General features: G+C 68.5%; 10 protein-coding genes. All 10 read right to left on the bottom strand.

Annotated elements, in window-relative coordinates; genetic code table 11:
* Positions 1-162: 162 nt before the first annotated feature.
* Genes ACQPYM_RS01480 through ACQPYM_RS01435 form a run of 10 tightly spaced genes read right to left on the bottom strand, consistent with a single transcriptional unit; the run spans position 163 to position 12,043 of the window.
* Positions 163-837: a LuxR C-terminal-related transcriptional regulator gene (locus ACQPYM_RS01480; protein WP_433013519.1), complete on the bottom strand. Its 675-nt coding sequence runs from the start codon at positions 835-837 to the stop codon at positions 163-165.
* A 4-nt stretch (positions 838-841) separates the two neighbouring features.
* Positions 842-2,311, bottom strand: a complete 1,470-nt coding sequence (locus tag ACQPYM_RS01475; RefSeq protein WP_433013516.1) for a rhamnulokinase — start codon at positions 2,309-2,311, stop codon at positions 842-844.
* 1 nt (position 2,312) lies between these two features.
* Entirely contained in the window at positions 2,313-3,773 is a 1,461-nt protein-coding gene (locus tag ACQPYM_RS01470; protein WP_433013513.1) for an arabinose isomerase, read from the bottom strand.
* 10 nt (positions 3,774-3,783) lie between these two features.
* Positions 3,784-5,826: a bifunctional aldolase/short-chain dehydrogenase gene (locus tag ACQPYM_RS01465; RefSeq protein ID WP_433013510.1), complete on the bottom strand. Its 2,043-nt coding sequence runs from the start codon at positions 5,824-5,826 to the stop codon at positions 3,784-3,786.
* A gap of 2 nt (positions 5,827-5,828) precedes the next feature.
* The gene (gene rhaI / locus ACQPYM_RS01460; RefSeq protein ID WP_433013507.1) at positions 5,829-6,986 is read right to left on the bottom strand and encodes an L-rhamnose isomerase; all 1,158 of its coding nucleotides are present in this window, start codon (positions 6,984-6,986) and stop codon (positions 5,829-5,831) included.
* A gap of 1 nt (position 6,987) precedes the next feature.
* Positions 6,988-7,323: an L-rhamnose mutarotase gene (locus tag ACQPYM_RS01455; protein WP_433013504.1), complete on the bottom strand. Its 336-nt coding sequence runs from the start codon at positions 7,321-7,323 to the stop codon at positions 6,988-6,990.
* Positions 7,324-7,349: 26 nt separating this feature from the next.
* Positions 7,350-8,441, bottom strand: coding sequence for a rhamnose ABC transporter substrate-binding protein (rhaS, locus tag ACQPYM_RS01450; protein ID WP_433013501.1), 1,092 nt, complete (start codon positions 8,439-8,441; stop codon positions 7,350-7,352).
* A gap of 26 nt (positions 8,442-8,467) precedes the next feature.
* Positions 8,468-9,487, bottom strand: coding sequence for an ABC transporter permease (locus ACQPYM_RS01445; RefSeq protein WP_433013497.1), 1,020 nt, complete (start codon positions 9,485-9,487; stop codon positions 8,468-8,470).
* Positions 9,477-10,541, bottom strand: a complete 1,065-nt coding sequence (locus tag ACQPYM_RS01440; protein WP_433013494.1) for an ABC transporter permease — start codon at positions 10,539-10,541, stop codon at positions 9,477-9,479. The genes ACQPYM_RS01445 and ACQPYM_RS01440 overlap by 11 nt, the downstream gene beginning before the upstream one ends.
* A complete protein-coding gene (locus tag ACQPYM_RS01435; RefSeq protein WP_433013491.1) occupies positions 10,538-12,043 on the bottom strand; it encodes a sugar ABC transporter ATP-binding protein in 1,506 nt (501 codons plus the stop codon). The genes ACQPYM_RS01440 and ACQPYM_RS01435 overlap by 4 nt, the downstream gene beginning before the upstream one ends.
* Positions 12,044-12,208: the final 165 nt, after the last annotated feature.

Genomic DNA, 12,208 nt, shown 5'->3' with positions numbered 1-12,208 from the left:
GGGCTCCTCACGGACGGGCGGTTCCACAGGAAGAGGCGTACGAAGGCACTACCGGGTACCGCCGCGAGCATTCACCAGAGGCTGCGACGGTTACGGGACCGCTGGAGGCCAGGTGACCACCGGAGGCCGTAACGCGCGTTGCCGACCAGAGGCCGGCTGGGGTTAGAGGAGGCCGCGGCGGGCGGCCCAGACGATGGCTTCTACGGCGGTGCCGAAGCCGAGGCGGTCGCAGGCGGCGCGGGTGCGCCGGCGTACGGTGCGTTCGGAGAGGTCGAGGCGGCGGGCGACCGAGTCCATCGGCAGACCGGTTGCGAGCAGGCGCAGGAGCTGGAGATCGTCGTGGCTGATCTCGCGATGCGCTCCCCGGCTGACCCGGGCCAGCGCGTCACGCGACCGGACGTCGCGACCGAGGGTCTCGTGAGCCGGCGCCTCGCGGGCGAGCAACTCCCGGTCGAGTGGGTCGTGGGCGTGCGGGTCGCGGGCGTGCGCTTCCCGCGCGTGAGCCTCCCGAGCGAACGCCTCCCTGGTCAAGGTGTCCCGCGGCTGCGGCTCGCGCCCCACCTGCTCCCTTGCATGCAGCTCCCGCGGCTGCGGCTCACGCGCCGCCTCGCGGGGACGCAAGTCGCGCGGGTGCTCGTCCCGTGCCAACTGGTCGCGGGGATGCAGGTCCCGCGCCAGGCTGTCCCGGGCTTGCTCGGCGGCGTACAGGTCGCGCGCCTGCTCGTCACCCGGTTGCTGGTCGCGCGGGGGGAGCTCGCGCGGGACGGGGCGGAGGTGGGGTTCTCGGGGGTGGGTTCGGTTTTCCGGGGCGAGGGGGTTGTTCTGGAGAATGGTCATCGGATCACCTTGTTCCGAACACCCGGGACTCGGCGGCGTCCCAGTCGGCCGGTTTGCCCTGCGGCTGGTAGTGCCGCAGCTTGTGGGTCGCGCGGACCAGTGCGCGCATAGCGGTCAGGTCGGGCAGTGGTTCGCCGAGCGCTCGCGCCTGGACCAGCACGTTGCCGAGCGCGGAGGCCTCGACCGGCCCGGCGAGCACAGGCAGTCCACAGGCGTCGGCGGTCAGCTGGCAGAGCAACTCGTTCTGCGAACCGCCGCCGATCACGTGCACGACGTCGATCTCACGGCCGGCGACGTCCTGCGCCAGCCGCAGCGTCCGGCGGTACGCCAGCGCAAGACTCTCCAGCACGCACCGCGCGACAGCCGCCCGCGATCGCGGAGCATCCTGCCCGGAGCGCGCACAGAACTCCTCGATCCGCCCCGGCATGTTGCCGGGGGCAAGGAAACTCGGGTCGTCGGGATCGATCAGTACTGCGAACGCGGGCGCCGCGGCAGCTTCGCGCAGCAGACCCGGCAAGTCGTCGTCACCCCACACCCGCAAACATTCCTGCAGGATCCAGAGCCCCATCACGTTCTTCAGGAACCTGATCCGGCCGTCGACCCCGCCTTCGTTGGTGAAGTTCGCCTGTTGCGCCTCGGCCGTGAGTACGGGCTCGTCGAGCTCCAGCCCGGCCAGCGACCACGTCCCCGAAGAGATGTAGGCGAACCGCTCGCCCTCCGCCGCCGGCACCGCGACGACCGACGATGCGGTGTCGTGCGACCCGACCGCGATGACCGGCGTCACCGGATCAAGCCCGGTCTCCTCAGCCACCGCAGGCAGCAAGGTCCCGATCATCTGCCCCGCTTCCCGAATCTCCGGCAACAACCCAGCCGGTACGCCGATCCGCTGGGCGAGACTCTCGTTCCAGCCGCGCGCCCGGACGTCGTACAGCTGGGTCGTCGAAGCGTTCGTCGCTTCTGCACCACGCTTGCCGGTCAGCCAGTAGCCGAGCAGATCCGGGATCATCAGCAACGTCGCGGCCCGGTCGAGCCCTTGCTCGGCGGCCAACTGGTAGATCGTGTTGAACGGCAACTGCTGCAACCCAGTCACCGCATACAACTCGTCCTCGGGAATCTGCGTAAGCACCCGCTCCATCACGCCATTCGTCCGGGCATCCCGGTAGTGCACAGGATTCCCCAGCAACTTGCCATGAGCGTCGAGCAACCCGTAATCCACAGCCCAGGAGTCGATGCCAACTCCGGCAAGTGGCGAGCCGTCGGAGGTCGCGCGGGCGAGGCGATCCGCTGCGGCCAGCCCGACGAGGGTCTCGCGGTACAGCGCGAGGATGTCCCAGTGCAGTGTCTCGCCGAGCCGCACCGCGCCGTTCCAGAACCTGTGTACTTCGGTCAGGTCCAGCCGGCCGGCATCGACGCGACCGACCATGACCCGGCCGCTCGAGGCTCCGAGGTCCACTGCTGCGAGATTCAGGCCCATATCAGACCTTCACGACGCGGAGGTCGAGGTGGAGGAGGTCAGCTACTGCCTTCAGTTCCGCGGCGCGGTGGCCGGTACCGAGCGCCCAGTGGTGGGCTACGCCGGACGCTGACCAGGCGTCGGTCCACTCGCCCGGGTCGCAGCCGAAGTCGACGCGCGACGTGGTGTTGCCGATCTGCAGCAGCGGACCCGGCACAACCTCGCCCTCCGAGGCGATCAACCGGAACGAGCCGTCGCGCAACTGCCCGAGCCCCAACGCAGTGACCGGGCCGTGCTTCACGTCGAACTCGACCGAGACTCCCCAGCCACGCTTGCCGTGGTACACCCCGAGCCCACGCAGCAACGGCTTCTTCGCACTGATCGCGAGGTGGGCCGGGCCGTCGTGTCCCATCTCCACCACGTTGTCGTGGAAGTTCAGCGCCTGCAGCTCGGTGAACGAACCACCCGCGCCCAGCTTGTCCATCACCAGCATCGCCAGCGACGTCCGCAGCTCGTACTCCCCCGCCGCCGGCACACCCCTTGCCGTGAGCAACGATGCGCCGAGGATCATCCCGGCGGCGACCCGCTCGTGGGTCTCGCCATCGAGCCCGCGGTGGTAGTAGGCCAGCGTGTCGAGCCGGAAGTCCTCGACCAGCCGGTCCAGCGCAACCGACACCGTCGCACCCCAGCGGAAGTCGTCCTCCACCACCGAGTCGTCCAGGTCGAAGATCTCCCGGGCGACCTTCATGCGAGCGTTCGTCTCGGACTCGGTGACCTTCTCCACCCGAACCCGCAGATCGTCGATCTCGAGGATCTCGACGTGCCCGCCGAGTTGCGCGGAGACCAGCGTCGGGTCGGTGATCACGTCCATCATGCCCGGATAGAGATGCCCGAGCAGACCGTGCCGCCCGTGCCGGAGCGCAGCCCGAACTCCCGCCGCCCTGAGCCACCGCTCGATCCGGGCCCACGCGCGCTCGTCCTCGACGTACCCGGAGACCGAGCGGAAGTCGATTCCGCAGCGTTCGAAGGCGTTCGCCATCTCCGGCAGTGGGCAGGCGCCGCAGTACGCGAGCCAGGCGCCGGTGTCGAAGGACGCGTGATCCATCGACTCCGTCGGCTGCAGGTTGAGCAGCAGGACCGGAGCTCCGCTGCGCTGGGCGATCGGGACGAGCATCGAGGCGGTCATGTAGGTGGTCAGGAAGCCGACGATCAGATCGCAGTCGGCCAGCCTGAGCTTCTCGGCCGCGGCCGCTCCCTCGGTCGCGTCGGAGATGAAGCCGACGTCGACCACCTCGCAGTCGAGCGCGGAGAACCGCTCCGACACCCGTCGCGCCGAGGCCTGCAACTGCGGGAGCAGGTCGGGGAACTGCGGCCAGTACGCGCCGAGGCCACCCGCGACCAGCCCGATCCGAGTCTTCCGTGGCTCCACCCACGGCAGCACGCCATGCCCGTCCACGGAACGACTCGGATCGCTACTCCACATGACAAACTCCTCAGCGCAGGAAGGCGGCGGCAACGCCGGCATCGACGGGTACGTGCAGGCCTGTCGTCAGGGACAGATCCCCAGCAGCGAGAGAGAACACTGCCGCGGCCACGTGCTCCGGCAGCACCTCGCGCTTGAGCAGCGTGCGCTGCGCGTAGAAGGCACCCAACTCCGACTCCGGTACGCCGTACACCGCGGCGCGTTGCGCGCCCCAGCCCTTGGCGAAGATCCCGGAACCGCGGACGACCCCGTCGGGGTTCACGCCGTTGACGCGGATGCCGTACTCACCCAGTTCAGCCGCGAGCAGCCTGACTTGGTGGGCCTGGTCGGCCTTCGCGGCGCCGTACGCGACGTTGTTGGGACCGGCGAAGACCGCGTTCTTGCTGGAGATGTAGACGATGTCCCCGCCAATGCCCTGGTCGATCAGCACCTTCGCGGCGGCGCGCGAGACCAGGAACGAGCCCTTCGCCATCACGTCGTGCTGCAGGTCCCAGTCCTTCTCGGTGGTCTCCAGCAGCGGCTTCGAGATCGACAGGCCGGCGTTGTTGACGACCAGGTCCACGCCACCGAAGGCGAGCACCGCCTCCCGCATCGCCTGCTCGACAGCCGCGCCGTCCGACACGTCCGCGCCGACGGCCACCGCACGATCCGCAGTACCGATCTCCTTGGCGACGGCTTCGGCGGCGGCCAGGTCAAGGTCGGCGACGACGACGCAGGCCCCCTCGGCGGCCAGCCGCTGAGCGATCGCCTTGCCGATACCGGAACCGCCACCGGTCACGAACGCGACCCGAGTGGCGAGCGGCTTCGGCCTGGGCATCCGCTGTAGCTTCGCCTCCTCCAGCGCCCAGTACTCGATCCGGAACTTCTCGCTCTCGTCGATCGGCGCATACGTCGAGACGGCCTCGGCGCCGCGCATCACGTTGATCGCGTTGACGTAGAACTCACCGGCGACGCGCGCCGTCTGCTTGTCCTTGCCGAAGCTGAACATCCCGACGCCGGGCACCAGCACGATCGCCGGGTCGGCCCCGCGCATCGGCGGACTGTCGGGCGTCGCGTGCCGGTCGTAGTACGCCGCATAATCCTCGCGGTACTGCAGATGCAACTCCCTGAGCCGGAGAGCGGCCTCCTCGATCGAAGCCGTCGGGGGCAGATCGAGGACGAGCGGCCGGACCTTGGTCCGCAGGAAGTGATCGGGGCACGAAGTGCCGAGGGCGGCCAGCTCGGCGAGTCGCTCGCGAGCGGTGAACTCGAGCACGACCTCTGAGTCGTTGTAGTGCCCCACCTGCGGGTTGTCCGTCGACGCGAGCCCACGGATCACCGGTGCCAACGCCGCGGCCCGCTCCCGCCGCTCCGCCTCAGGCAGCGCTTCGTACCCCGGTACGACGGCGCCGAAGGGCGCGGGCCGGCCCTTCTCGGCCAGGAAGCGTTCCGCGGTACGGATGATGTCGAGCGAGTTCGCCTCGCACTCGGCGGAGGTGTCGCCCCACGCGGTGATGCCATGGCCGCCGAGGATGACGCCGATCGCCTGCGGGTTGTCCTTCTTCACCTTGGCGATGTCCAGCCCGAGCTGGAAACCGGGCCGGCGCCACGGCACCCAGACAACTCGATCACCGAAGCATTCCGCAGTGAGCTTCTCGCCATCGGCCGCGGTGGCCAGCGCAATCCCCGAGTCGGGGTGCAGGTGGTCGACGTGCGGCGCGTCCACCAGGCCGTGCATCGCCGTGTCGATAGAGGGCGCAGCTCCCCCCTTGCCGTGCAAGCAATAGTCAAAGGCCGCAACCATCTCGTCCTCGCGGTCGACACCGGGGTACACGTCGACGAGGGCGTTCAGCCGGTCCTGGCGCAGGACGGCGAGCCCCGCGGCGGTGAGGGTTCCGAGGTCGCCACCCGATCCCTTCACCCAAACGAGGTCGACGAGCTGCTGGGTCACCGGGTCGATGGCCGTGCCCTTCGCGGACGTGTTGCCGCCCGCGTAGTTGGTGTTGCGCGGATCGGCACCCAGCCTGTTGCTTCGGGCAACCAGCTCGGTGGCGACGTTTGGAGTTTCCGGCACTGTCATGCTCCCCATCCGGCCTGCTGGCCGTCGGCGCGGTCCTTGCTGATCTGTTCGAAGTAGCCGCTGCGGTTGTAAGCGGCCACCGGGTCCGGGTCGAGACCCTGGGAGGTTCGGAGGTCGGCGAGCAGCGGGCGGACGTCGGTATTGAAGGCATCCATCACTGCGGCGTTCGCGGCCAGCACGTCACCGTCCTGCTGGGCCTTGCGCAGCGCGTCACGGTCGACCAGCAGCGCCTTGGCCGTCGCCTCCTGGACGTTCATCACCGAGCGGATGATGGCCGGGATCTTCGCCTCGATGTTGTGACACTGATCGAGCATGAAGGCGATGCCACGGTCCGGATCGAGCGCGTCGCCGCGAACGATCTCGTTCATGATCCGGAACAGCTGGAACGGATCCGCCGACCCCACCATCAGGTCGTCGTCGGCGTAGAACCGGCTGTTGAAGTCGAACGCGCCGAGCTTGTTGGCCCGGAGCAGGAACGCCACGATGAACTCGATGTTGGTCCCGGGCGCGTGATGACCGGTGTCGATACACACCGTTGCCTTCGGCCCCAGCTCCAGACAGTGCGCGTACGACGTACCCCAGTCCGGCACGTCGGTCGCGTAGAAAGCCGGCTCGAACAGCTTGTACTCCAGCAGCATCCGCTGGTCGTCACCCAGCCGGTCGTACACCTCCTTGAGGGCCTCGGCCAGCCGGTCCTGTCGATCCCACAGATCGTCCTGGCCCGGGTAGTTCGTGCCGTCGGAGAACCAGAGCTTCAGGTCCCGCGAACCGGTGGCGTCCATGATGTCGACGCACTCGAGCAGGTGGTCGGTCGCCTTCCGCCGGATCCGCGGGTCCGGGTTGGTGACGCTGCCCAGTTTGTAGTCGTCGTCCTGGAAGACGTTGCTGTTGATCGCGCCGAGCCGGACGCCCTGCTCCTTGGCGTACGCCGCCAGGGCGGCGTAGTCGTCGACCTTGTCCCAGGGGATGTGCAGCGCGACACTCGGCGCCACGCCGGTGTACTTGTGCACGACGGCCGCGTCGGCGATCTTCTCCTCCGGCGACCGCGGTACGCCGGGCTGGCTGAACACCTTGAACCTGGTGCCGGAGTTGCCGAACGCCCACGAGGGCAGTTCGATCTCCTGGCGGCTCAGTGCATCGGTCACGCTGGTCATATCAGTCCTCGGAACTCGGGGTCAGATGAAAGATCTCGGGGAGCAGGACAAATGACTCGTCCGGGGGCCGGCCGTCGATTCCGGTGAAGAACTCCTTCATCTCGGCCTGCCAGCGGCTGTTCACCTCGGTCGCCGCCATCGCCTGCTGCGCCGCCTCCAGGTCCTCGGCCTCGACGTACCCGATCAGCAGGCCGTCGTCACGGAGGAAGAGCGAGTAGTTGTGCCAGCCGGTGTCGCGCAGAGCGGCTTGCATCTCCGGCCACACGGTGCGGTGGCGTTCGACGTACTCGTCCAGGCGGTCAGGTCTGACCTGGAGGCAGAAGCAGTAGCGATTCACGGGGTCCCCAGAAGAAAGAAGCTGGCTCAGAAGTTGAACTGGTCGATGTTCGCGGCGGTGAACTCCGTCGGAGGGCCGAGCACGATCTCGCCGGCCGCGCCGACGGTGTAGTCGCCGAGCTTGCCCGCCTTGAACTTCTCGCCCTCGGCGCCGGTGATCTGGCCGGACTTGAGCGCGGCACCGGCGTACGCGGCGAGGTAGCCGATGTCGGCCGGGTTCCAGAGGGCGAACTTCTTCACCGTGCCGTCCTTCACGTACTGGCGCATCTGGTTCGGCAGCCCGAGCCCGGTGATGGCGACCTTGCCCTTGTACGACGAGGCGCTCACGTACCGCGAGGCGGCGGCGATACCGACCGTGGTCGGCGACACGATCACCTTGAGGTTCGGGTAGGACTGCAGCAGCCCCTGCGCCTCGGTGAACGACTTCTGGTCATCATCGTTGCCGTAGGCAATCTTGACGAGCTTGAGCTTGGCGTTCGCCGGCTTGGCCAGCTCGTCCTTCATCACCTTGATCCAGGAGTTCTGGTTGGTCGCGTTCGGCGTCGCGGACAGCACGGCGATCTCACCGGCGCCGCCGGCCAGCTCGCTCGCCATCTTCACCAGGCTCTCGCCGATGCCCTGCGTGGTGGCCTGGTTGATGAACACGTCCCGGCAGGTCTTCGAGGCGTCGGAGTCGAACGAGACGACCTTGATCCCGGCCTTGCGGGCCTGGTTCAGCGAGGGGCAGACCGCGTTCGGGTCGTTGGCCGCGACCGCAATCACGTCCTGCTGTTGCTGGATCAGCGTGTTGATGTAGCTGACCTGCGACGACGCGCTCGCGTCGTTCGGACCGACCAGCTTGTACTCACCCTTGAGCTCGCCCACCGCGGCCTTGCCGCCGCCCACCTCGACATCGGTGTAGGGGTTGTTCAGCTGCTTGGGCAGGAAGGCGATCTTGAGGCCCTCCTTGAGTGGCGCGTTCGGGTCGGCCGAGGCCGCTCCCGTGCTGCTCGGTGCAGCGGTGGCCTCGCCCGCAGTACTGGACTTGGTCGTGCCGCCACCGCAGGCGGTGAGTGCGAGCGAGGCAACGGCCACTGTCGACAGCGGCACCGCCAGACGGCGTGAGATGCGGAAAGACATGAGCTGTCCTTTCTGGACAAGTGGCCTTACAAGACAGGGGTGATCCGGTGCCGGCGGCGCTGGACCGAGCCGCGCACGGCGGTGGCGAGATTGGGAGCCAGGACGGAGACGATCAGCAGTACGCCGGTGACGACGTTGAGCGCCTCGTTCGACACGTCGGACAGCCGCAGAGCGTTCTGCAGCGAAGCGAGCAGCACCACACCGGCGATCACACCGGGCAGCGCGCCCTTACCCCCGAAGATGGAGACGCCGCCGAGCAGGACGGCAGCGACCACGGCCAGCTCGAGTCCGGCGCCGTTGTCGGCTCGGGCGCTGGAGTACCGCAGCGTCCAGAGCACTCCGGCCAAGCCGGCCACCAGACCGCTGACGACGTACAGCCAGAACTTGAGGCGGCCCGGACGGACGCCGGCGAACCGGGCTGCCTGCTCACTGGCGCCGACCGCGAAGACGGCCCGGCCGACCGGTGTCGCGTGCAGCACCACACCGAAGACGACGGCGAGCGCGACGATGATGAGCAGCACGTTCGGAATCGACGTACCGGCGATGTTGCCGGTCACCCAGTCGGTGTAGACAGCCGGGAAGTCGGCGACCGCGCCGTCACCGAGTACGACGAACGCCAGGCCGCGGTACAGGGCGAGGGTGCCGATCGTGACGGCGAGCGATGGCAGGCCGAGAACGGTGACGAAGAACCCGTTGACCGCACCCAGGATGGCACCGAGCAGCAGGCAGAGCGGGATGATCGTCTCGATGGGCTGGTTCGAGTTCCACAGGGAGCCCATCACCGCGCTGGACAGGCCGAGTGTGCTGGCGACCGAGAGGTCGATCTCGCCGGTCACGATCACCAGCGTCATCGGCAACGCGACGAGCGCGATCGGCAGCAGGTCGAGGATCAGGAAGCCGAAGTTCTGCGAAGTACCGAAGTTGGCCACGGTCGCGGATGCGACGATCAGGACGACGACGGTCACGGCGATGATCGCGACGTTCCAGTTGGCGAACCGGGCGGTCAGGCCGGCCGTGCCGGTCCCGGTCATGGTGTCAGCCGACATGAGCACGGCCTTCCTGGGAGTGACGCCGTTTCAGGGACGCGGCGACGCGGGCGGCGACCAGCCGGTCGGCGCCGATGGCGAGCAGGATCAGCCCGCCGACGATCGCCTGCTGCCAGAACTGGTTGATCTCCAGCACCGCCAGCGAACTGCCGATCGTGGTCAGCAGCAGCGCTCCGAGCGCGGCGCCCCAGACCGAACCGCTCCCACCGAAGACGGCGACGCCGCCGACCACCACCGCGGCGACCACATTCAGCTCGTACCCCGTGCCCGCTGCCGCGTCGATCGTGCCGAAGCGGGCCGCGAACAGCACGCCGGCCAACCCGGCCAGTGCGCCGCTCACCCCGAACGCGCCGATCGTGCGGCGTCCGACCGAGATACCGGCCAGCCGCGCCGCCTGTGGGCTCGAACCCATCGCGTACAGCTCACGCCCGACGCGGTAGTTCCGTAGTACGAGGCCGGTGATCACCAGGATCAGCAGGGCGATCAGGACCAGGTACGGAACGCCGGCGAAGGTCGCGTTGCCGAAGTCGAGGAAGCCCGCGGGCAGTTCGTCGGCGTTGATCTGCTGGCCACCGGCCCAGAAGTAGGTGATGCCGCGGACGACGTACAGCGTGCCGAGGGTGACCACCAGCGCCGGGACGTTGCCGTAGCGGACCAGCACTCCGTTGACCGCACCGCAGGCTCCTCCGACGGCGGCGCCGATGAGAAGGGCGAGCGGCACGGGCAGTCCGGGGTTGTCCCGCAGCAGCGTGCCGACGGTGAACGCGCTCAGGCCGAGCACGGACCCCACCGACAGGTCGATGTTGCGGGTGATCACCACCACGGCCTGACCGACCGCCAGAACGGCCAGGATCGCGGTACCAAGCAGGATGTCGCGGACACTTTGGCCGGACAGGAAGCGCGGATTGGAGATCGCGGTGACCGCGACCAGCGCCGCGAGCGCGAGCACGATGCCCAGCTCCCGGGCTCGCAGGACGAGGTCGAGCGTGGACCGCCCCGCAACCACCGGGGGCAGTTTGACCGGCGAGTCCGCGCGGGCAGGTGCGGCCGTCATACCGAGGCCTCCTGACCCATCGCGGCGAACATGACGGACTCCTCGGTGGCCACTGAGCGATCGAGCTCGGCCACCAGCCGGCCCTCGCGCATCACCAGCACCCGATCGGCCATCCCGAGCACCTCGGGCAGTTCGGACGAGACCATCAGGACGGCGACACCTTCCGCCGCGAGGCTCGACATCAGCCGGTGCACCTCGGCCTTGGTTCCGACGTCGATCCCGCGAGTCGGCTCGTCGACGATGAGCAGCTTCGGCGCCGTCGCCAGCCACTTGGCCAGCACGACCTTCTGCTGGTTGCCGCCGGACAAGGTGCCGACCTCGTCCTGAAGCCGCCCGTACTTCGTCTTCAGGCGCTTGGTCCACTCCTGGGCGGAGCGTCGCTCACTGCTGCCGGTCAGGAAGCCGAGCTGGGACAGCGCGCGGGACCGGGGCAGCGTGACATTGCGCTCGATCGACAGCTCCATCACCAGGCCCTGCTGCCGGCGATCCTCGGGGACCAGCGCGACCCCGGCGGCCATCGCGGCGCGCGGAGAGGCCGGTTTCAGCGTCTTGCCGGCCACCTTGACCGTGCCGGCGTCGCGCGGATCGACACCGAAGATCGACTGCACCACCTCGGACCGGCCGGAGCCCACCAGCCCCGCCAGGGCGACGATCTCGCCGGCCCGGACCTCGAAGGAGACATCGGTGAACACCGGATCGCGGGTCAGCCCGGCCACGCTCAGCACGACCGCACCGGGAGTCACGTCCTGCTTCGGGAACAGCGCGCCCAGCTCACGGCCGACCATCCGGCGCACCATCTCGTCGACGGTCACCTCGCTGATCAGGTCGGTGGAGACGTGCCTGCCGTCGCGCATGATCGTCACCCGCTCGCACAACGCGGTGATCTCCTCGAACCGGTGGGAGATGAAAACCAGCGCGGCACCGTCGTCCCGCAGGGACCGGGCCACCGCGAACAGCCGCTCGACCTCGACTCCGGTGAGCGCGGCGGTCGGCTCGTCCATCACCACCACCCGGGCATCCGCGGAGATCGCCTTCGCGATCTCGACCAGCTGCTGGTCGGCGATCGACAACCCACGCGCCGGGCGGCTCGGTTCGATCGAGACACCGAGCCGGGTGAACAGCTGCTCGGCCTGCCTGATCATCGCCGCCCGGTCGATGGTTTTGAAACGACCCAGTGGTTGCCGGCCCATCGCGATGTTCTCCGCGACGGACAGATCCGGGAACAGCGTCGGCTCCTGGTAGATCACCGCGATCCCGGCGGCCTTGGCGTCGGCCGGCGTGCTCAGCTCGACCGGAACGCCGTCGAGCTCGAGAGTGCCGGCGTCCGGCCGGTGCACGCCCGCCAGCATCTTCACGATGGTGGACTTGCCTGCGCCGTTCTCACCGACCAGCGCGTGCGCCTCCCCGCCGTACAGGTCGAAGGACACGCCTTGGACAGCGGCGACGGCGCCGAACGACTTGGACACCTCACGCACCCGCAGCACTGGGGCTTCGGTCGGCATGCTCACCTCCGGCGGGTTCGGGGTCGGTGTCAATGATTGCTGAAAGGTTTCAAGAAGATTGCACGAAGGTAATCGGGGCCGCTCCGGGCGTCAAGACCTGGTTACGAAGTCTGTGGAGAACCGCAGGGGAAGACTGAGGTTTTCCACAGGGAAACCGGGTACGCT

This window comes from Kribbella sp. CA-294648 (assembly GCF_050943845.1).
Taxonomy (GTDB): Bacteria; Actinomycetota; Actinomycetes; order Propionibacteriales; family Kribbellaceae; genus Kribbella.
Note: the sequence above shows the minus strand (reverse complement) of the source record. Positions and strands in the feature narration are given on the sequence as shown.